The sequence below is a fragment of the Microbacterium gorillae genome (assembly GCF_000826185.2).
GTDB lineage: Bacteria > Actinomycetota > Actinomycetes > Actinomycetales > Microbacteriaceae > Microbacterium > Microbacterium gorillae.
Window position 1 is genome coordinate 354957 of record NZ_LN648873.1, and the last position, 20201, is coordinate 375157.

Sequence of the window (20201 nt, forward strand, 5' to 3'; positions counted from 1 at the left end):
ATGGCGAGTGAGGCGGACCGCGACCGGGACGATCCGGATGCGCCACGATTCCCCTGGCAGAGCGCGGAGGCGGAATCGCAGCGGCCCTTGTTCCCGTGGCAGCACGACACCGAAGCCGGTCCGCCGTCGGCTCCGGCCGAAGGGCCTGAGCGTGCGAGCGAGTCCGTGCCGGCTCCGCAAGCCGAGACCGTGGCGGAGCCCGTTGCGGCGTCTGATCGCGAGGTCGAAGCCGTGTCCGCTTCGGAAGCGGAGGTCGGGGCCGAACCTGTCGCTGAGCCGGACTCCGAGATTCCGGAGAGATCCGCGTCCGGGCGGCTCCTTTCCGCGGATGAGCGCGCCGAGGCACGCGAAGCCGTCGACCGGAGGCGGGAGATGGGCGAGCTCTCCCGAGAGGAGATCGACCGGCTGATCCGTGAGGCGGCCACCGCCGAGCAGGAGGAGGGCTCCGAGCCGCGATCGTTCAGCTGGGCCGAGAACCGGAGGTCCGTGACGACATCCGCGCTCGGTCTCGTGCTGGTCGTTCTCGTCGTCCTGATCTCGCGCTGTGACTCCGGCGGGGGTCGGGCCGAGCCCGGGGGTCTCGAGCGGATCGATTCAGCGTACGGCGTCCATCAGGTCATCGATCAGCCGGGCCCGTTCGCGGTCCTCGAGGTCGTGGACCGTGAGTCGCAGGTGGGATGACCCGGCACCCTCCAGATCGAAATCCGCACCGGTTCGCACGAGCCACCCGCGACGCATCAGCCGCTCTGCGACGTCGCGTGACGGCTGGGGCAGGGGGACCCAGAGATTCAGGCCGTCGCCGGCGGTGACCGGCAGTCCCCGCTCCGCGAGTGCGGCGGCGACCGCGGCGTTGCTCGCGGCGTAGTGCCGCCCCGCTTCGGTCAGCTGCGAACGGATCGACGGGTCGGTGAGCTGGGCGTGCACGAGGCGCTGCAGGATGTGACTGACCCAGGTGGTGCCGGGGGAGAGACGCAGCGCCAGGCGGGACGCCGTGTCCGGGTCCGTGGCCGTGACGGCCAGGCACATGTCCGGACCGAGGAACTTCGACACCGACCGCACCAGTGCGAAGCGGCGATGCGCGGGCCCGATCAGCGACTCGTACGGGCGCTGCGACAGGAGCGAGAAGTGGTCGTCCTCGATGATGAGAACGTACGGGTGATCGGCCAGAACGGCACGGAGGTCCGCGGCTCGCGCCGCAGACAGGCTGACGCCGGTCGGGTTCTGCGCGCGCGGGGTGACGATGATCGCGCGGACCCCGGCGTCCAGGGCGGCGCGGAGGCCTGCGACGGTCATCCCCTCGGCATCGACGGGAACGGACACGGCCCGGTAGCCGCCCAGGCGCACCGTGCGGATCGCGGACAGGAAGCAGGGGTCTTCGAGCGCGACGGCATCATCGCGCAGCATCGTGGCCGCGAGCAGTCGCTCGACGGCATCGACCGCGCCGCTGGTGACGCTGATGCGGAGGTCGATTCCGGGGGGAAGGTCCGCCGCCGTCCACTCCTGCGCCCACGCAGCGAGGTCGGCGTCGATGACCGGCTCGCCGTAGAGCACCGGCCGACCGATCACGCGCGGGAGCGCGGCGGACGGGTCCGGGATGAGGTTCGGGTCCGGATTTCCGGTACCGACGTCGTGGAGCACGGTGTCCGCGGCATATCCCTCCTGCGCCACCGGAGAAGGGTCCGCGATCCGGGTTCCGGCGCGCCCCTGAGCCTGGACGATTCCGGCCTGGGCGAGTTGGCGGTACGCCGCCACGACGGTGTTCCGGTTGACGCCCAGCGTTTCGGCGAGCGAGCGGACCGGAGGCAGGGACTCGCCGGCGCGCAGGTGCCCGCGATCTCGGAGATCACGCACGCTGTCCGCGATCTCCGCCGTCGTCGTCCCGGTGATCGTGTCGTGCATGTCTCCGAGTGTACGGCGCAGTGCTATCTTTTGGCCTAGGTCAAACGCAAACTGTGTCTGTCGCGATGCCGCGACACCGTCGAGAGGAAGCCCACCGTGTCCGAATCACCCCGTCCCACCGGCTCGTCGCGCGTCAAGCGCGGACTCGCGGAGATGCTGAAGGGCGGCGTCATCATGGACGTCGTCACGGCCGAGCAGGCGCGCATCGCCGAGGACGCGGGCGCCGTCGCCGTCATGGCGCTGGAGCGCGTGCCGGCCGACATCCGCGCGCAGGGCGGCGTCGCCCGGATGAGCGACCCGGACCTCATCGACGACATCATCGCGTCCGTGTCGATTCCCGTCATGGCGAAGGCGCGCATCGGGCACTTCGTCGAGGCGCAGGTGCTGCAGAGCCTCGGCGTGGACTACATCGACGAGTCCGAGGTGCTCTCGCCGGCCGACTACGTCAACCACATCGACAAGTGGAACTTCGAGGTGCCGTTCGTCTGCGGCGCCACGAACCTCGGCGAGGCGCTGCGCCGGATCACCGAGGGCGCGGCGATGATCCGCTCCAAGGGTGAGGCCGGTACCGGCGACGTGTCCGAGGCGACCAAGCACATCCGCACGATCAGCGGCGAGATCAACGCCCTGCGATCGAAGACGCCGGACGAGCTGTACGTCGCCGCGAAGGAGCTGCAAGCGCCGTACGACCTCGTGCGCGAAGTCGCCGAGACCGGGCAGCTGCCCGTCGTGCTGTTCGTCGCCGGTGGCGTCGCGACGCCCGCCGACGCCGCGATGATGATGCAGCTCGGCGCGGACGGCGTGTTCGTCGGGTCCGGGATCTTCAAGTCCGGCAACCCCGCCGCGCGCGCGGCGGCGATCGTGAAGGCGACGACGTTCCACGACGACCCGGCCGTCATCGCGGACGTCTCACGCGGGCTCGGCGAGGCGATGGTCGGCATCAATGTCGCCGACCTCGCCGCACCGCACCGCCTCGCGGATCGTGGCTGGTAGGCCGCGCGTCGGCGTCCTGGCGCTGCAGGGCGGGGTGCGTGAGCACCTCGACATGCTGCGGGCCGTGGACGCCGAGGGCGTCCCGGTCCGGCGTGCGGAGGAGATCGCGGAGCTGGACGGGCTCGTGATCCCGGGCGGCGAGTCCGGAGTCATCTTCCGGCTGGCGGACACGTTCGGGCTCGTCGCGCCGCTCCGGCACGCGATCGGTGCGGGTCTGCCGGTGCTCGGCACGTGCGCAGGGCTCATTCTGCTCGCGGATCGCATCGAGAATCCCGCGCCCGGCCAGGGGTCGCTCGGTGGCCTCGACGTCACGGTGCGTCGGAACGCCTTCGGCTCGCAGCTCGAGTCCTTCGACGCCGCGGTGTCGGTCTTGGGTCTGGATGCGCCGGTGGACGTGGCGTTCATCCGGGCTCCCGAGATCGTCTCGGTCGGCGCCGGCGTCGAGGTCATCGCCACGCTGCCGGACGGGCGGATCGTCGGTGCGCGATCGGGCCGGGTTACCGGCGTCAGCTTCCACCCCGAGGTCACCGGCGATGCGCGGCTGCACGCGGCGTTCGTCGCGGGGCTCACGGGCCGTCGGGCCGCGGCGTAGGTCCGGCGCCTGCGGTGTCGGCGCGTTGCCCCCTGCGCGGCGGGCGGTGGTGCATACGCTGGCGGACATGCGACTTCCGATCGGTACCCGTGATGTCAGTGCGAGCGGCGGGACGGTCGAGCTCGTCGGCCGGCGGGGTGAGGGCTGGGCGCCGGTCTCCTCCGGCGAGCTGAGCCTGGCGGAGGCCGTCACGCTTCTCGCCGAGGAGGTCCCGGAGACGGTCGATGCCGCGGCGCCGGATGCTCCGCGGTTCTCGCCGGGGGAGGTGGTGCTGTGGAACTACCGGCGCGTCGTGGAGGTGGCACGGGTGATCCGTGACGACGAGCACGCGCTGGTGGTGTGGATTCCGTCCGGCTCCGGGCGCCTGGAGTCCGCACCCGCGGATGGACGCCGAACGCGCGAGGTGTCGTTGGAGGAACGCTTCACAGTGCCATGGGTCATGGCGGAATCAACGTGGCAGGGTCCGGGGCTCGTTCGCGTCGCGCCGCACGGCAAGCCGTGGTCGGTCTGGTTCTTCCGCGATCCCGACGGTGGGCCGGGTGGTGTCTACGTCAATCTGGAGCTGCCGCACCGCCGGGCAGCGGCGACCGGGGATGAGCCCGCGCGGACGTTCAGTCGTGACCTCGTGCTGGACCTGTGGCTCTCGCTGGAGAACCCCGGCTCCGAGGACGTCTGGCTGAAGGACGCCGATGAGCTCGACGCTGCGGTCACGCAGGGGCGGTACTCCGCAGAGCAACGGGAAGCGATCCGCACGATCGCGGACGCGGTCTCCCGCGAGGTCCTCGCGCCGTGGGGGCGGCCGTTGGCGGAGGGGTGGGAGAGCTGGCTTCCCGCGAGGTCCTCGCGCCGTGGGGGCGGCCGTTGGCGGAGGGGTGGGAGAGCTGGCTTCCGACCGCCGCCCTGGACGAGCCCGTGCCGCTGCCCGACACTCCGTCGGTGCGAGCGAACCGGGCGCGCTCGGGGGAGCGGGACACCGACGGCTGACCGTCACCGGCGTGCGGTCGACCCCACGATGGCCGTGGTGCGCTCGATGATCCACGCGCGGTAGCGGTCCTCGGTCCAGCCGGACTGGATGACGAGCTGCTGATAGCCCTCCGGCGAGAGGGTGAAGGACAGCTCGGCGGCAGCCGCGGCGGGGTCGGTCGGGGCCGCGCCGCGAGCGGTCAATTCGTGGACGAGTCGGTCGAAGTCCTGGTGGCGTCGACCGAGGATCCGGGACAGGGCGTCGGCGACGAGCGCGTCGGACAGGCCCGCGCCGACGAGGACGGACCAGAGGCCGTGGCCGCGCGCGTTGGCGTCCGCGATCCGGTCCACGAGGGTCGGCAGGAAGGTGTCGGCCGGGAGGTCGATGACGCCGGTGCCCGTGAGCGTGTCGGCGAGGGAATCGGCGCCCTCGGTGCCGGTGAACGCGAGCTCGAAGCTCGCCACGAGCAGTTCGGCCTTCGTCCCAGCGGCCTTGACGGACTCGGTGGAGACGCCGGCTTCGGTGGCGATCGCAGGCATCGTCGCGGCCGAGTAGCCCCGTGCGGCGAACACCGTGGCGGCCGCTTCGAGGATGCGGAGGCGGGTTTGCGCGGCCTGCTCGTCGCGCAACCGTGAGCGATAGACGCGCGGAGTCTTCTCATTCACTATTGACTACCCCCTGCAGGTGGTGAATACTCGACCAGATCATCCGATCGTAAGAGAGAGTCACCCTGATGTCGAGTCTTCTGATCTGCTCCACCCCCGCGCACGGCCACGTGACGCCCCTGCTCGCGATCGCCCGGCACCTTGTGGCGCGCGGCGACACCGTCAGTTTTCTCACCAGCTCGCGGTACCGAGACCGCGTGCTGGAGACGGGCGCGCGGTTCCTCCCATTGCCCGACGAGGCGGACGTCGATCTCGACGACGCCGCATCGGTGCCGGGTCGGGCCGGGCTGACGGGGACGGCCGCGCTCCGGTTCGACATGCGGAACCTGTTCCTGCGTCCGGGTGCGGCGCAGTACCGGGAACTCGTCCGGCTCCTCGCCGCGGAGCGGTTCGACGCCGTGCTGACCGAGCCGCTGTTCGTCGGTGCTGCGCTGCTCGTCGAGAGGCCCCGCAACGAGCGGCCGCCGGTGGTCGCGCTCGGGATCTTCCCGCTGGGGGTGAAGAGCAGGGACACTGCGCCGTTCGGGCTCGGGATCCCTCCGCGTCCGGGGTGGACGGGTCGCATTCGCAATGCGGTGCTCACGGCTGTGGCGGAGAAGGGTGTGTTCGGCCCGGTCGCTCGCGAGGCCGACGCGTTGGCCCGCCGAGAGGTGGGGCGCGGGTTCGGGCTCTTCTTCCTGGACTGGCAAAGCGGGGCGGACGCCATCGTGCAGTTCAGCGTGCCGGAGTTCGAGTACCCGCGCAGCGACCTGTCGCCGCGGGTGACGTTCGTGGGGCCGCTGCCGGCGCCGTCCGGTCCGGCGCGGGTGCCGGAGTGGTGGGGTGAGCTGGACGGGTCGCGGCGCGTCGTCCACGTCTCGCAGGGGACGATCGCGAACGCGGATCCGACGCAGCTGATGGTGCCGACGATCCGCGCGCTCGGCGATCGGCCGGACCTGCTGGTGGTGGTCTCGACGGGTGGCCGGCCGGTCGCTGACCTCTTGCCGGACCTGCCGCCGAACGTTCGAGCCGCGTCGTACCTGCCGTACGATCGGCTGCTGCCGCTCGTGGACCTGATGGTCACCAACGGCGGGTTCGGGGGCGTGCAGCAGGCGCTGGCGCACGCGGTGCCGCTCGTCGTCGCGGGGCGCACCGAGGACAAGGTCGAGGTGGCGGCGCGGGTCGGTTGGAGCGGGGTCGGCATCGACCTGCGCACGAACACGCCGTCGGCGGCCGAGGTCGGAGGGGCTGTACACCGGGTGTTGAGCGCGCCGCGGTTCCGGGAGCGTGCCGGTGAGGTCGCGGGCGCGATGGCGTCCGCCCCGGGTCTGGCTGGGCTCGATGCGGTGCTTGCGGAGTTGGCGGGGGCGTCGGTCCGGGAGCGGAGCCGGCCGAGCGCGTAGAATGGACGGCGCTGAACGGCCGAGACGAGCGGAGACATATGTCAGGGCATTCCAAGTGGGCGACCACGAAGCACAAGAAGGCCGTCATCGACTCGCGTCGCGCGAAGTCGTGGGCGAAGCTCATCAAGAACATCGAGGTCGCCGCCAAGCTCGGCGGTGCTGACCTCGCGGGCAACCCGACGCTCTTCGACGCGGTTCTCAAGGCCAAGAAGACCTCCGTCCCGAAGGACAACATCGACCGTGCCATCAAGCGCGGCGCCGGAATCGGCGGCGAGTCGGTCGAGTACACCTCGATCATGTACGAGGGCTACGGGCCGAACGGTGTGGCGCTGCTGATCGAGTGTCTGACGGACAACAAGAACCGCGCCGCGGCGGAGGTTCGCACCGCGATGACTCGCAACGGCGGCAACATGGCCGACCCCGGGTCGGTGGCGTACAACTTCGCGCGCAAGGGCGTCATCGTGGTTCCCGCCGAGGGCACCACCGAGGACGACGTCATGATGGCGGCGCTCGAGGCCGGCGCCGAGGAGGTCACGAACGAGGGGGAGACCTTCGAGGTGATCACCGAGGCGAGCGACCTCGTCGCGACGCGTACCGCGCTGCAGGAGGCGGGCATCGATTACGACTCCGCTGACGCCGCGTTCGTTCCGAACCTCAAGGTCGAGATCGACGCGGACACGGCCCGCAAGGTCTTCCGGCTCATCGACGCGCTCGAGGACAGCGACGACGTGCAGAACGTCTACAGCAACTTCGACCTGTCGGCCGATGTTCAGGCCGAGCTGGAGAGCGACGACGCCGAGGAGTGACCGTTCTCTGACGCAGCTCGCGGGCGCCGCCGGACACGTTCCGACGGCGCCTGTGTCGTCTGTGCCGTGCGTCGTGCGCGATTCGTCGATGTCGTCGCGTTCCGCGGTCGCCTCGGGCCTCCGTTGGGTCACGGACGAACGTGGAGTCCCATCGCCGCCGGTGCCGCGTTCCGGCGTGCTCGCCGGTCCGGTCGTTGAGAGGCCGTGAGCGAGACAAGACCTCGCGCCGTGTGGGGTGGAGGTGCCGGCCTCGCGGACCGGCGGGGTCGCCATCGCCGTCGTTGAGTGAGCGTCAGCGGGACCAGACGTCGGTCCGTGGGTGGCGGAGGTTGTCGTGTCGCGTTCCGGCGTTGTCGCGTTCTTTTCGCTTAAGACGACACGGGTTGTCGGGGTGGTTGGGTTCACGTGTCGGCGCACGGATTTCGGGGTGGTTGCGTCGGGTACGCTCGGGATGGCGTGGGTGCGTTGCGTTCGGCGCTGTGGGTTCCGGCGGGGTTGTGTTTTCGGCTTAAGACCGTCCGTCATGGATCGGCTCCCGTCGGCGGGTCGCGTCCGCGAGGCGGTTGCCCTCGCGCCGGTCACGTTCCTGGCGTGGTTCCCTTGCCTGGTCGCGGCGTCAGCGTGCGCGAGTCGAAACGTAAGCGTGGCGGGCGGGGTGGGCGTGGTGTGGGCGGAGTTCTCCCTGGACATCAGGCACCCCGTTTCGGTCGGCCTGCGGCTCTCGGGCCAGTGGGTTGCCAGGATTTCGTGGGGTCGATCCAGTCCGGTGGTCGGACTTCGGGGACGCCGTCGTTCATGCGGATGTCCCAGCCCATGCGGTCGATGAATCGGTGGTGGTGCCAGCAGATCAGCACCCCGTTGTCGACGTCCGTCTGACCGCCGTTGGACCATTCCTTCACGTGGTGGATTTCACACCACCGTGCCGGGGTGTGGCATCCGGGGATCACGCAGGACCGGTCCCGGGCGCTGATCGCTCGGCGTTGGTCGGTGCTGAAGAGCCGCTTGTCGATGGTGAGCTTCACGATCCGGCCGTTGGCGGCGGTGGTGAGGTGTTGGATGGTGCCACAGCATCCGACGTGCTTCGCGGCGGCGAACGGGACCGGCACATCGGTACCCGTCGCATCTGCCCCGGGGATCGTGGCCCAGCCCTCACCGGCACGGACGGTGTCTTCGGTCGCGTGGATCACCAGGACAGGTGCGCCGCCACCGCTGGCCGGCATGTCGGGAGCGTTCGGCACCGCGGCGAGGATGGTGCCGAGAGCATCGTGGTTCCGTTGCGCCATCGTCCGCACATCCGCGTTCTCGTCGGACTCGACGGAGGGCCGGAACTTCTCACCCGCGGGCTGGCCGTGCGGGTTGTTGATCGAATCCAGCAGGACCGAGAGTGCACCTGCAACATCCGGGACGAGTTGACCCGAGACGGGCACGAGACCGTTGCGCTTGACCCCGAGCCGCAGGGCCCGCCCTCGGAACGCCTTCTCCTCTTCATCCTCGGCACCCGTGATGTCCAGGTCTGTGGCCAGGCGGAGAGAAGCGTCGCGGAGGGCGTCGCACATCACCGGCGCACCGGTGGTGGTGGTCATTGCGGCGAGAACCTGGTCAACCTCTGCGAGGTCGGCCGGATCGACGCGGTCCTTGACGTCCCGCAGGGGCCGGGTTGCGGCTTCGAGGCCGTCCGCCCCGATCGCACCAGTGGTCAGTGCCTCGCGGAGGGCGGGGAACTCGGCCGGCTTCTGCTCACCCGAGGACAACACCCGAGCAGGCTTGATGGTCGCGGCCAGGCGGCTCCATCGCTTGACGGTGGTGGGGGCGGCACCCGTGGTGCGTTGCAGGACTTCGTTCGCGGAGCGGCAGTCGGAGGAAACGTCGAAGCGCTCCGCCGTGGCGGAGCGCTTCTCGATCACACCAGTGCCGATCACCAGGGTGGCTTCGACCTGTCGATACAGGTCTCCGACCCCGACCAGGAACCCGAGCATGTCCTCCCGGTCGGCCGTATCGAGGGTGCCGGAAACCAGGATGGAGCGGAGGTCGGCGACGGCGTGAGCCATCGTTTCCCGGGTCCGTTCCATCGTGTTGTTCATAACCCATATTTTACGCCGGGGCACCGACATTCGACGTTGAATATCCCAGGCTGTGGATGGATTTCGGCCCGTGGAAATGAGGTTTCTCTCACCCCGAACCCGCCCCGCAGCACACGCCTTTTCATCTCGCTGACGCTCGTCCAACGATCGTCGGCGCGGCCCCGATATGGAACGCGAGCCGGCGTCCGGAACGCATCCATCCACGGCGCCGTCTTAAGCGAAGGAAGCTGTAGCGACGGCAACGGGAGCCGTGGCGCGAACGGGGGGTGCAGGAACTCTCACGGCTGGCTCCGTCGCTGAGCGGCCGGGGTGGAGAGCGCAAAGGCCGGAGAACACCACATGCTCGACAGCGCCACGGCCTGGATCGCTGCGCGTCGCTGCGCGTCGCCTGCGCGTCGCTGCGCGAACGCGGCGCCCCGCGCGCCTCACTCCCTCTCACCCGGCCCCGCACATACGCTGAATCCGTGACAACGCGCGTGCTCGGAATCGACCCCGGACTGACTCGATGTGGTGTCGGTGTGGTCGACGTCGCCGCGAACCGCAGCGCGCGCCTCGTGCATGTCGGTGTCGTTCGCTCGCCGGCCGATCTCGATCCCGGTCGGCGGCTCTCGATGATCGCGGCGGGCATTCGTGAGGTGCTGGATGAGCACCGCCCCGACGTCGTGGCGGTGGAACGCGTCTTCGCGCAGCAGAACCGCAGCACGGTGATGGGCACGGCCCAGGCCTCCGGCGTGGCGCTGATGCTCGCGGCGGACCGTGGGCTGCCGACGGCGACGCACACGCCGAGCGAGGTCAAGGCCGCGATCACGGGGTTCGGCTCGGCGGAGAAGCTTCAGGTGCAGACGATGGTCGCGCGCGTGCTCGGCCTGAGCGAACTCCCGCAACCGGCCGACGCCGCCGACGCCCTCGCGATCGCGCTCTGCCACGCGTGGCGCTCCGGACCGGGACAGGCCGCGCCGGCCGGCCGTGTCGGGACGCTCACTCCGGCGCAACGGGCCTGGGCTGACGCCGAACGACGCGCGCGCCGGTGACCGGCGGGGGAGTGTCGCTCGAACATCTGTACGACTCCCCGGCTAGGGTGGTCACGTGATCTCGTCCCTGCGCGGCAGTGTGCTGCACGTCTCGTCCGACTCGCTCATCGTCGAGGTCGGCGGTGTCGGCTTCACCGTCGCGGTGCCACCGGATGTCGCGCGCACTTCGCACGCCGGTGACACGGTGGCGCTGCACACGCACCTGATCGTGCGCGAGGACCTGCTCAGCCTTTACGGCTTCGCCAGCCGTGAGGAGTTGGAGGTCTTCACGATCCTGATCAGCGTCTCCGGCGTCGGCCCGAAATCGGCGCTCGGCGTGCTCTCGGCGCTCACCGCCGAGCAGATCGCGGTCGCCGTGGCCAACGAGGACGATACGCCGTTCCGAAAGGTCTCCGGTATCGGACCGAAGACCGCGAAACTCATCACGGTGCAACTCGCCGGCAAGATCGCGCCGCCCTCGCCCGCAGCCGCCGTCGCGTCCGGCGCCGTCGCGCCCGACGTCGCCACCCAGGTCACCACCGCGCTGACCGGTCTCGGCTGGAATGAACGCACCGCTGCGGAGGCGGTCCAGCAGGTCGCCGCCGAGGCGTCCGCCGCCGAACGCGAGAGCGTGCAGGCGTTGCTGCGCCGGACCCTCGCCGCCCTCGGCCCGGGAGCGTCCCGTGGCTGACGAATCTCCGCTCAGCGCCGCCGCGCAGGACGCCACCGAACTCGCGATCGAGGGCGCCCTCCGCCCGGAATCGCTGGATTCCTTCATCGGCCAGCACAAGGTGCGCAAGCAGCTGCAGCTCCTGCTGGAGGCCGCCCGCATCCAGCAGCGCTCGCCCGATCACATTCTGATGTCCGGCCCGCCCGGACTCGGCAAGACGACCCTGGCCATGATCATCGCGCACGAGAGCGGCCGCGCCCTGCGGATGTCCTCGGGCCCCGCGATCCAGCACGCCGGAGATCTCGCCGCCGTGCTCTCGAGCCTCACCCCCGGCGAAGTCCTCTTCATCGACGAGATCCACCGCATGGCCCGCTCCGCGGAGGAGATGCTGTACCTCGCGATGGAGGACTTCCGCATCGACATCATGGTCGGCAAGGGCGCCGGTGCGACCAGCATCCCGCTCGAGCTGGCGCCGTTCACCCTCGTCGGCGCCACGACCCGCTCCGGGCTGCTGCCGAATCCGCTGCGCGACCGCTTCGGCTTCACCGCGCACCTGGAGTTCTACGACGCCGCTGAGCTCGAGCAGGTCGTCGCTCGATCATCCGGCGTCCTGGGTGTGGACCTCTCACCCGAGGCGCGCGGCGAGATCGCGCGACGCTCCCGGGGCACCCCCCGTATCGCGAACCGCCTGCTGCGCCGCGTCCGTGACTATCTGCTGGTGCACGGTGAGGAGCCGGACCTCGCTGCGGTGGGTGCTGCCCTGGAGCTGTACGACGTCGACGCGATCGGGCTGGATCGCCTGGACCGCGCGGTTCTGGACGCCGTGGTGCGCCGGTTCCGCGGGGGACCGGTCGGCCTGTCCACGTTGGCCGTCGCGGTCGGCGAGGAACCCGACACGATCGAGAGCGTCGTCGAGCCGTACCTCGTGCGCATCGGCTTCCTCGGCCGCACTCCGCGCGGCCGGATCGCGACGCCCGAAGCGTATGCCCATCTCGGCGTGCCGCACGCCGAGATGGGGCTGAGGTTCGATGACCTATAATCGCTGGAGGTCTGCGGATCTTCTGCGCACTTCTGCGCCCCCCCAAATCGAAAGGTCTGGCATCCGATGGATTACCTCCTGATCGTTGTCCTCCTCGCGCTCGTCGCGTTCATGTTCTGGAACTCGCGCAAGCGGATGAAGAAGATGAAGGAAGAGCAGGAGGCCAAGGCGCGTCAGACGGTCCCGGGTGTCGAGGTGATGCTCAACGGTGGCATCTTCGGCACGATCGTGTCCTATGACCCCGACGACCTGGACGAGCCGGCGCAGATCGAGATCGCACCGGGTGTCGTCATCCGGGTGCACTCGCAGGCCATCGCGCGCATCATCACCCCTTCTGAGGTCGACGAGACGCCGCTGGATGACGCGGAGGTCGAGCCCGTCGACACGCGCGACACGGCTGCCGATGACCAGACCTTCACCGAGATCGTCGCGGAGGACAAGAAGTACGGCGCGAACACCCCGCCGGTCTCTGAGACCGTCGAGGAGACCCGCCGTCGCCTCGAGGGCGACGACAAGCAGGCCTGATTCCCGCCTCTTCGTGAGGCTCATCCGAGAAAGCTGACCCGTTCGTGGCCACATCCACTCCCGTCCGACACGCCTGGCGTGCGCTCGTCGGACTCCTGGCGATCATCGCCGTCCTTTTCGGCATCAATGCGCTCGGTGTCTACGTGTTCGACAAGAGCTCGTGGGCACCCGAGCTCGGTCTGGACCTGCAGGGCGGCACCCAGATCATCCTGAAGGCGAAGACCGACAGCGGCACACCCACCGCCGACCAGATGAACCAGGCGGTGGACATCATCCGCCAGCGCGTGGACGCGTCCGGTGTCGGGGAGACCGAGATCACCACAGAGGGCGGCAGCAACGTCGTCGTCTCTGTTCCGGGCAACAAGCTGGATGACGCCACGCGCACGCGGATCACCTCGGCGGCTCAGATGGAGCTGCGTGCGGTGATCGCGGCCACCTCCTCTTCGACGACCTCGATCGGCGAGGACGGCAAGCCGACGCCGAATCCGACCGACCCGTCGCTGATCCCGACCCCGACGATCTCACCGACCAACGGCAGCGACATCAACTGGGTCTCCGAGAAGCTGGCGGCCGAGTACGGCGCGTACGACTGCGCGAAGCCGGCCGACGTGTCCAACGCTCCGAAGGACGAGCCGCTGGTCACCTGCGACACCACCGGCACCGAGAAGTACATCCTCGGCCCGGTGGAGATCACCGGATCGGACATCTCCGACGCCTCCAGCGGCGTGAACCAGCAGACCAACCAGAACGTCGTGCAGCTGCGGTTCAACTCGGAGGGCACCACGACCTTCGCCAAGATCAGCCAGCGCCTGTACAGCCTGCAGGACCCGCAGAACCGGTTCGCGTTCGTCCTGGACGGCTCGGTCATCTCCGCGCCGTCGATGAACGGCATCATCACCGACGGCAGGCCCGAGATCTCCGGCAGCTTCACCGCCGAATCCGCGAAGACGCTCGCCGACCAGCTGAAGTTCGGTGCGCTGCCGATCAGCTTCGAGGTTCAGTCGGACCAGACGATCTCCGCCACGCTCGGTTCGCAGCAGCTGCAGATCGGTCTGATCGCCGCGCTGATCGGCCTGGGCCTGGTCGCGGTGTACTCGCTGCTGTCCTACCGCGCCCTCGGCTTCGTGATCATCGCCTCGCTCGCGGTGATGGCCGTGATCACGTACATCACCATCTGCGTGCTCGCTTGGCGAATGGGCTTCCGTCTTTCGCTCGCCGGCGTCGCGGGTCTGATCGTCACGATCGGATTCACCGCGGACTCCTTCATCGTCTACTTCGAACGCATCCGAGACGAGTTGCGCGATGGCAAGTCCGTCACCGGTGCGGTGGAGGACGGCTGGAACCGCGCGAAGCGGACGATCTACATCTCGAAGTCGATCAACATCCTCTGCGCCGTCGTGCTGTACATCCTCGCCGACGCCACCGTGAAGGGCTTCGCGTTCACGCTTGGCCTGACCACCGTGATCGACATCCTGATCTTCATCCTGTTCACCCACCCGGTGATGCAGCTCCTGGCGCGGACGCGGTTCTTCGGCGACGGTCACGTGCTGTCCGGCATGAACGCGAAGGCACTGGGGGCCGTGGCCGCCGAGCGAGCGACGTTCCGCACGGTGGACTCCGCCGCGTCTTCGCGGGGCCGCGCGGCGCGCGACAAGCGCAGCCGTGGTGAGGCCGAACGCCGACAGACGATCGCGGAGCGGAAGCAGGCGGAGGCGCTCGCCGCCCGGAATGCGGGTACGAGCGAGAAGAAGGACAACGACTGATGCGCTCCATGAACCAGCTGGGTAACGACCTCTACACCGGCAAGACCTCGGTCCCGTTCGTCGCGCGCCGCACGCTGTGGTTCGCCATCGCGGCGATCCTGGTGATCGCCTCTGTGCTCGTCGTGGTCATCAAGACGCCGCAGTTCTCCATCGAGTTCACCGGTGGTACGCAGTTCACCGTCGTGGACGTCAAGCACGCCGAAGACCAGGACGTCGCCGAGAAGGCGCTGCAGTCGGTCGTCCCGGACGCGGTCGGCAAGGTGACCACGATCGGTGGCAACTCGATCAAGGTGCAGACCGGCGAGATCAGCACCGCGCCCGGTGCGGACGGCGCCGCGTCGGAGGCTGACCGCGTCAGCGCCGCACTCGCGAAGGCGTACGACGTCCCGGTCGACAACGTCTCCAGCTCCGCCATCGGCGCGAGCTGGGGCGAGGGCGTCACCCGTCAGTCCCTGTGGGGCCTCGGGATCTTCCTCGCCCTCGCCTTCCTGATCCTCGCGCTCTACTTCCGCACCTGGAAGATGTCCGCGGCGGCGATCATCGGTCTGGTGGACGTGCTCGTGATCACCGTCGGCGTCTACGCGCTGTTCGGGTTCGAGATCTCCCCGGCCGCGGTGATCGGATTCCTGACGATCCTCGGGTACTCGCTCTACGACACCACGGTCGTGTTCGACAAGATCCGGGAGACGACCTCGGAGCAGGGGTCGGCCTCGCATCGCACGTTCGGCGAGTCGGTGAACCTCGGTGTCAACCAGACGCTGGTCCGCTCGATCAACACCTCGATCGTCGCGGTGCTGCCGGTGGGTGCGATCCTCGTGATCGGAGCGACCTGGATGGGCGCTCAGACGCTGAGTGACATCTCGCTGTCGATCACCGTCGGCATCATCGTGGCCGCCTACTCGACGCTGTTCGTGGCGGCTCCGCTGTACTCGCTGTTCCGCGAGAACGAGCCGAAGATCCGCGCGCACGACAAGAAGGTTCTCTCCCAGCGTCGCGCCGAAGAAGCCGTCTCCGTCTGATTTCCTCGCCCGCTCACGGGGCCGTAGGATTATCGGAATCGAGCTGGAGGTGAGCACATGACCGAGACGCTCCCTCCCGGCTCCTCGTCACTGCGCTGGACCGTGCCGCGGATCTTCTCGCGGTCGGTCCGTCACGATGACCTGGAGCACCTGCTCCGCACCGTGCGGTCGAATCACCCGAAGGGTGATCTGACGATCGTCGAGCACGCCTACAAGGTCGCCAAGAACCTCCACGAGGGTCAGAAGCGTCAGAGCGGTGAGCCCTACATCACGCACCCGGTGGCGGTGGCGCAGATCCTCGCGGAGCTGGGCCTCGGTCCGCGCGCGGTGGCCGCGGCGATTCTGCACGACACCGTGGAGGACACTGGCTACCCGCTGGAGGACCTCGCCGCCGAGTTCGGCGACGAGGTCGCGATGCTGGTGGACGGTGTCACCAAACTCGACAAGGTCAAGTACGGCGACTCCGCGCAGGCCGAGACGGTGCGCAAGATGATCGTGGCGATGTCCAAGGACATCCGGGTGCTGCTGATCAAGCTCGCCGACCGGCTGCACAACGCCCGCACGTGGGGCTTCGTCCCACCAGAGAAGGCGCGCAAGAAGGCCACCGAGACGCTGGAGATCTACGCCCCGCTGGCACACCGCCTCGGTATCGCGACGGTCAAGAGCGAGCTCGAGGACCTCTCCTTCGCGGTCCTGCATCCGAAGATCTACGCCGAGATCGAGAGCCTGGTCAAGCAGCGCACTCCGCAGCGCGAGCAGCTCGTGCAGAGCGTGATCACCGCCGTCGATGAGGACCTGCGCAACCTGCGCATCAAGGGCAAGGTCATGGGCCGGCCCAAGCAGCTCTACTCCGTGTACCAGAAGATGGTTCTGCGCGGACGAGAGTTCGATGACATCTACGACCTCATCGGCATCCGTGTGCTGGTCGGCACGGTGCGCGACTGCTACGCGGTCCTCGGCGCGATCCACGCCCGGTGGACGCCACTGCCGGGGCGGTTCAAGGACTACATCGCCACCCCGAAGTTCAACCTCTACCAGTCCCTGCACACCACGGTCATCGGCCCCGGCGGGCGCACTGTGGAGATCCAGATCCGCACCCACGAGATGCACCAGCAGGCCGAGTACGGCGTTGCGGCGCACTGGGCCTACAAGGAGCGGATGCGCGGGGGCAAGGGCGACGCCGCGACGACCGCCACGGACGCCGATATGGCGTGGATCAAGCGCATCTCCGACTGGGAGGCCGAGACCGCCGATCCCGGCGAGTTCCTGGACTCGCTGCGGTTCGAGATCGGCGCCAAGGAGGTCTACGTCTTCACGCCGAAGGGACGGGTCATCGGCCTGCCCACCGGCGCGACGACGGTCGATTTCGCGTACGCGGTGCACACCGAGATCGGTCACCGCACGATGGGGGCCAAGGTCAACGGCCGGTTGGTGCCCCTGGAGACCGAGCTGCACTCCGGCGACGTGGTCGAGGTGTTCACGTCGAAGAATCCGGACGCCGGGCCGAGCCAGGACTGGCTGACGTTCGTCAAGTCGACCCGTGCGCGCAACAAGATCCGCGGCTGGTTCACCAAGGAGCGGCGCGAGGAAGCGGTCGAGCAGGGCAAGGAGGCGATCGCTCGCGCGATGCGTCGGCAGAACCTGCCGCTGCAGCGCCTGATGAGCCACGATTCGTTCTCCGAAGTCGCCCAGTCGATGCACTACGAGGACGTCTCCGCCCTGTACGCCGCGATCGGCGAGGGCCACGTTTCGACGCAGTCGGTGCTGGAGAAGGTCACCGCGCTCGTCAACGCGTCCGACCCGGCGACCGGGCCGATCGATCTGCCGACGGTCGGCAAGACCCATCGTCCGCGCAACAGTGACTCCGGCGTGCTGGTCCGCGGTGCCGGGGACATCCTGGTCAAGCTCGCCAAGTGCTGTACGCCGGTGCCGGGGGACGAGATCCTCGGCTTCGTCACGCGCGGCAGCGGCGTGAGCGTGCACCGCGCGGACTGCACGAACGTGAAATCCTTGATGGCTGAGAAGGATCGGCTGATCGACGTGGAATGGGCGCCGACCAGCAAGAGCGTGTTCCTCGTGCAGATCCAGGTGGAGGCGCTCGATCGTGGTGGCCTGCTCTCGGACGTGACGCGGGTGCTCACCGAGTATCACGTGAACATCCTGTCGGCGAGTGTGCAGACCACGAACGACCGTCTCGCGATCAGCCGGTTCGTGTTCGAGATGGGTGACATCGTCCATCTCGACCGCGTACTGAACGCCGTGCGGCGCATCGACGCGGTGTACGACGTGTACCGCGTCACCTCGTCCTGAGCCACTCCTGCAGCGTCTCGCGTGCGGCGCGCGCGCCCGGTCGGCCGGGATTGTCCCGGAACCAGTCCAGCGCCGCGGTGGCGGCCTCCGGAAGGAGGCTCAGCAGCGCGGCGAGCGTCTCCGGATCGCCGGTGTCGGGGCGGGCGAGGTCGGCGACCGTGCGGGCCGGCGTGGTGATGTGCACGCCAGCCATCCGGACGAGGTCGGCCGGGAGGATCTGCAGATCCCGGTAGTCCAGGCGCCAGTCCGGGATCCGGTGCAGGCGGTGGGGACTGCAACGCTGCACCTCCCAGCGCGGCGGCGCTTCATCCAGCGCGCCGTGCACCCACGCGGCGGTGCGGTGGGTTGCCGCCAGCACGTCGCCGAGGACCGGACGGAGTGAACGGGCGCGCATCCACGGGGTGTCGGGGGAGTCAGCGGCGAGGTAGCCCGCGCCGAGCTCGATGAGATGCCCGTCGAGCCGGGCTGCGGCGAGCTCCGTCGCGGAGAGTGCGTCATCCGGGAAGTACACGAAGGTCATCGGCACAGTGTGAGTGCTGCCCGAGGTTCACTGTGCGGTTCTCCACACGGCCGGACACGGCACCGGCCCCGGATCCGAGGATTCGGGGCCGGTCGTCACCGTGGGGTCAGCCGATGGCCTTCAGCCACGCGCGGCGGGCGTCGAGGGCCTCCTGGGCCTCCTTCGCCGCCTTCGCGTCGCCGGAGGCCTTCGCGGCATCGAGCTCGGACTCGAGCTTTTCGATCGCCTCGGCCAGCTGTGCGGCCATGCCGGTCGCGCGGGCCTTCGTCTCCGGGTTGTTCTTCTTCCAGTCGACGTCCTCGCGCGAGCGGAGCGCCTGCTCGATCTTGCGCATGTCGTCGTCGAGGGCACGCTCACGGTCGCGCGGGAAGATGCGGCCGACCTCGTCCCAGCGACGCTGGATGTCGGTCAGCAACTGACGGGCCTTGCGCAGGTCGCTCTCGTCCGGCACCTTCGCGGCCTCGACGAGCAGCGCCTTGCGGGCCTCGATGCGCGGCTCGGACTCGGCCTGCTCGGCGGCGTCGCGCTCAGAGCGTGCGCCGTAGAGCGCGTCTCCGGCCGCCTTGAAGCGGGCCCAGAGGGCGTCGTCGGCCTTGCGTCCGGCACGTCCGGCGCGCTTCCAGTCGTCCAGGAGCGAACGGTAGGCGGGGATGCCCTCCTCGCCGCGGGAGACGAGCGCCTCGGCGCGGTCGACGAGCTTCGCCTTCGCGTCGCGGGCCGTCTTGTGCGTCTCATCCAACTTGGAGAAGAACTCGCGGCGGGCCTTCTCGACCGTGCTGCGGGCGGTGCGGAATCGCTTCCACAGCTCCTGCGCGGACGACTTCGGCAGGCGAGGACCCGTGGACTGGTGCTCCTGCCAGGCGGTGAACAGGTCGTTCAGGTCGGCGGACGTCTGCTTCCATTGCACCGTCTCGGGGTCCCGGGCGGCGAGCGCCTCGGCCTTCTCGACGATGCCGGTGCGGAAGGTGACGGCCTCGGCGACGGCCTCGCGGGCCGCCTGCGCCTCTTCGGCGGTCGCCGTGCTGAGGACGGCGACAAGAGCCTCGAGTCGATCCGTGAGGGTCTTGAGGTCTCCGACGGCCGCGGCGCCGTCGAGCTCACCGAGCAGGTGCTTGGCCTGGCTTGTGAGGTCGGAGGCCGAGCTGCCACCGGCGGAGTGCCGCTGGACGAGGTTGTTGACCTTGAACGCGAGCTCGTCATACTTCCGCTTGAAGTAGGCCAGAGCCTCGGCGGGCGTGCCGTCCGGGTACTGACCGACGACGCGCCATTCCTCGCCCTCGCGGACGGACACGGTGCCCTCGTCGTCGACCCGACCCCACTCCTCGGCGGGAGCGACCGGTGCGGCGCTGCGGGGACGCATCGCGGCCGGCGACGGGCGCGGGCCCGGTGCGGGAGTCGGCGACGGTGCGGCGTCGTCGGCTGCCGGAGTCTCGGCGGCCGGAGTGTTCTCGGCGGGAGCCTCGTCGGGCGGCCGGGGGTCCCCCGCGGGGGGGGGGGCTCCGGGGGGGGGGGGGTCGTCCGCCGGCCGCGGCTCGTCGCCGGGGGGGGGGTCGCCCCCCGCGGGGGGGCGCGGCGGAGTGGTCTCGGCGGGAGCCTCGTCGGCGGCCGGGGTCTCCTCAGCGGCGGGAGTCTCCTCGGTGGCGGGGGTCTCGTCAGCAGCCGGCGTCTCGTCAGCGGCAGGAGTCTCCTCAGCGGCGGGAGCCTCGTCGGCGGCGGGAGTCTCCTCGGTGGCGGGAGTCTCTTCGGTCGCCGGCGCTTCGGACGTCGGCGCCGCGGTCACGTCGTCGGTGCCGGTCGGCTCGGTCTCGGCCGCCGCGGTGTTCGCGGTGGGCTCCTCGGCCGGTTCCGGAGCGGAGTTCGGGGTGGATTCGGTGACAGACAAGGTGTACTCCTTACGCGGCGTGGCCGTGTGGAGGCGGGAAAGGACGCAACCAGCCTAATACGCGCGGACCCCCGCGCGAGG

Annotated in this window: 18 protein-coding genes; 13 read left to right on the forward strand and 5 right to left on the reverse strand. The window is 69.5% G+C overall.

Going from position 1 to position 20201, the window contains the following annotated elements; genetic code table 11:
- A complete protein-coding gene (locus BN1193_RS04670; protein WP_040164362.1) occupies positions 1-681 on the forward strand; it encodes a hypothetical protein in 681 nt (226 codons plus the stop codon).
- Here BN1193_RS04670 and BN1193_RS04675 read toward each other — a convergent pair.
- Positions 595-1899 (reverse strand): aminotransferase class I/II-fold pyridoxal phosphate-dependent enzyme, encoded by a 1305-nt coding sequence (locus BN1193_RS04675; RefSeq protein ID WP_040164363.1) that lies wholly within the window; start codon positions 1897-1899, stop codon positions 595-597. The two genes, BN1193_RS04670 and BN1193_RS04675, sit on opposite strands and share 87 nt — an antisense overlap.
- Positions 1900-1995: 96 nt before the next feature.
- Between BN1193_RS04675 and pdxS the strand changes: the two genes are divergently transcribed.
- From pdxS to BN1193_RS04690, 3 genes are all read left to right on the forward strand, one after another.
- A complete protein-coding gene (gene pdxS / locus BN1193_RS04680) occupies positions 1996-2892 on the forward strand; it encodes a pyridoxal 5'-phosphate synthase lyase subunit PdxS (RefSeq protein ID WP_040164364.1) in 897 nt (298 codons plus the stop codon).
- Positions 2882-3484 (forward strand): pyridoxal 5'-phosphate synthase glutaminase subunit PdxT, encoded by a 603-nt coding sequence (gene pdxT, locus BN1193_RS04685; protein WP_326845045.1) that lies wholly within the window; start codon positions 2882-2884, stop codon positions 3482-3484. Before pdxS ends, pdxT begins: the two co-directional genes overlap by 11 nt.
- A 67-nt stretch (positions 3485-3551) precedes the next feature.
- A complete protein-coding gene (locus tag BN1193_RS04690; protein WP_052460432.1) occupies positions 3552-4532 on the forward strand; it encodes a DUF402 domain-containing protein in 981 nt (326 codons plus the stop codon).
- On the opposite strand, the gene BN1193_RS04695 is transcribed toward BN1193_RS04690, so the two are convergent.
- Positions 4472-5113 carry a TetR/AcrR family transcriptional regulator gene (locus BN1193_RS04695; RefSeq protein ID WP_040164365.1) on the reverse strand — a complete coding sequence of 214 codons (642 nt, stop codon included), beginning with the start codon at positions 5111-5113 and terminating at the stop codon, positions 4472-4474. The two genes, BN1193_RS04690 and BN1193_RS04695, sit on opposite strands and share 61 nt — an antisense overlap.
- Positions 5114-5181: 68 nt before the next feature.
- Between BN1193_RS04695 and BN1193_RS04700 the strand changes: the two genes are divergently transcribed.
- Positions 5182-6495, forward strand: a complete 1314-nt coding sequence (locus tag BN1193_RS04700; protein WP_040164366.1) for a glycosyltransferase — start codon at positions 5182-5184, stop codon at positions 6493-6495.
- Between the two features lie 38 nt (positions 6496-6533).
- Complete coding sequence (locus BN1193_RS04705) at positions 6534-7301, forward strand: YebC/PmpR family DNA-binding transcriptional regulator (RefSeq protein WP_040164367.1); 768 nt, start codon at positions 6534-6536, stop codon at positions 7299-7301.
- Between the two features lie 689 nt (positions 7302-7990).
- On the opposite strand, the gene BN1193_RS04710 is transcribed toward BN1193_RS04705, so the two are convergent.
- On the reverse strand, positions 7991-9382 hold the full coding sequence (locus BN1193_RS04710) for an HNH endonuclease signature motif containing protein (RefSeq protein ID WP_195907801.1): 1392 nt from the start codon (positions 9380-9382) through the stop codon (positions 7991-7993).
- A gap of 464 nt (positions 9383-9846) precedes the next feature.
- Here BN1193_RS04710 and ruvC point away from each other — a divergent pair, with 464 nt between their 5' ends.
- The 7 genes from ruvC to BN1193_RS04745 all read left to right on the forward strand — a co-directional run bounded on the left by ruvC (position 9847) and on the right by BN1193_RS04745 (position 17718).
- On the forward strand, positions 9847-10413 hold the full coding sequence (gene ruvC, locus BN1193_RS04715; protein WP_040164369.1) for a crossover junction endodeoxyribonuclease RuvC: 567 nt from the start codon (positions 9847-9849) through the stop codon (positions 10411-10413).
- Between the two features lie 55 nt (positions 10414-10468).
- Positions 10469-11083 carry a Holliday junction branch migration protein RuvA gene (ruvA, locus tag BN1193_RS04720; RefSeq protein WP_040164370.1) on the forward strand — a complete coding sequence of 205 codons (615 nt, stop codon included), beginning with the start codon at positions 10469-10471 and terminating at the stop codon, positions 11081-11083.
- Positions 11076-12101 carry a Holliday junction branch migration DNA helicase RuvB gene (gene ruvB / locus BN1193_RS04725; protein WP_040164371.1) on the forward strand — a complete coding sequence of 342 codons (1026 nt, stop codon included), beginning with the start codon at positions 11076-11078 and terminating at the stop codon, positions 12099-12101. Before ruvA ends, ruvB begins: the two co-directional genes overlap by 8 nt.
- A gap of 66 nt (positions 12102-12167) precedes the next feature.
- The gene (locus BN1193_RS04730) at positions 12168-12626 is read left to right on the forward strand and encodes a preprotein translocase subunit YajC (protein ID WP_040164372.1); all 459 of its coding nucleotides are present in this window, start codon (positions 12168-12170) and stop codon (positions 12624-12626) included.
- Positions 12627-12670: 44 nt separating this feature from the next.
- Positions 12671-14389 (forward strand): protein translocase subunit SecD, encoded by a 1719-nt coding sequence (secD, locus tag BN1193_RS04735; RefSeq protein ID WP_040164373.1) that lies wholly within the window; start codon positions 12671-12673, stop codon positions 14387-14389.
- Positions 14389-15408 carry a protein translocase subunit SecF gene (gene secF, locus BN1193_RS04740; protein ID WP_040164374.1) on the forward strand — a complete coding sequence of 340 codons (1020 nt, stop codon included), beginning with the start codon at positions 14389-14391 and terminating at the stop codon, positions 15406-15408. The genes secD and secF overlap by 1 nt, the downstream gene beginning before the upstream one ends.
- A 57-nt stretch (positions 15409-15465) precedes the next feature.
- Positions 15466-17718 (forward strand): RelA/SpoT family protein, encoded by a 2253-nt coding sequence (locus BN1193_RS04745; protein ID WP_040164375.1) that lies wholly within the window; start codon positions 15466-15468, stop codon positions 17716-17718.
- Here the strand turns inward: BN1193_RS04745 and BN1193_RS04750 are convergent.
- Both BN1193_RS04750 and BN1193_RS04755 read right to left on the reverse strand, forming a co-directional pair.
- Entirely contained in the window at positions 17705-18238 is a 534-nt protein-coding gene (locus BN1193_RS04750; protein ID WP_052460433.1) for a type IV toxin-antitoxin system AbiEi family antitoxin, read from the reverse strand. The two genes, BN1193_RS04745 and BN1193_RS04750, sit on opposite strands and share 14 nt — an antisense overlap.
- 106 nt (positions 18239-18344) lie before the next feature.
- Positions 18345-20120 (reverse strand): DUF349 domain-containing protein, encoded by a 1776-nt coding sequence (locus tag BN1193_RS04755; protein ID WP_230206408.1) that lies wholly within the window; start codon positions 20118-20120, stop codon positions 18345-18347.
- Between the last annotated feature and the right edge of the window lie 81 nt (positions 20121-20201).

Coding starts and splice junctions, on each gene's coding strand:
- BN1193_RS04670 (WP_040164362.1), top strand. CDS start 1: ATGGCGAGTGAGGCGGACCGCGACCGGGACGATCCGGATGCGCCACGA.
- BN1193_RS04675 (WP_040164363.1), bottom strand. CDS start 1,899: ATGCACGACACGATCACCGGGACGACGACGGCGGAGATCGCGGACAGC.
- BN1193_RS04690 (WP_052460432.1), top strand. CDS start 3,552: ATGCGACTTCCGATCGGTACCCGTGATGTCAGTGCGAGCGGCGGGACG.
- BN1193_RS04700 (WP_040164366.1), top strand. CDS start 5,182: ATGTCGAGTCTTCTGATCTGCTCCACCCCCGCGCACGGCCACGTGACG.
- BN1193_RS04705 (WP_040164367.1), top strand. CDS start 6,534: ATGTCAGGGCATTCCAAGTGGGCGACCACGAAGCACAAGAAGGCCGTC.
- BN1193_RS04710 (WP_195907801.1), bottom strand. CDS start 9,382: ATGAACAACACGATGGAACGGACCCGGGAAACGATGGCTCACGCCGTC.
- BN1193_RS04730 (WP_040164372.1), top strand. CDS start 12,168: ATGGATTACCTCCTGATCGTTGTCCTCCTCGCGCTCGTCGCGTTCATG.
- secF (WP_040164374.1), top strand. CDS start 14,389: ATGCGCTCCATGAACCAGCTGGGTAACGACCTCTACACCGGCAAGACC.
- BN1193_RS04745 (WP_040164375.1), top strand. CDS start 15,466: ATGACCGAGACGCTCCCTCCCGGCTCCTCGTCACTGCGCTGGACCGTG.
- BN1193_RS04750 (WP_052460433.1), bottom strand. CDS start 18,238: ATGACCTTCGTGTACTTCCCGGATGACGCACTCTCCGCGACGGAGCTC.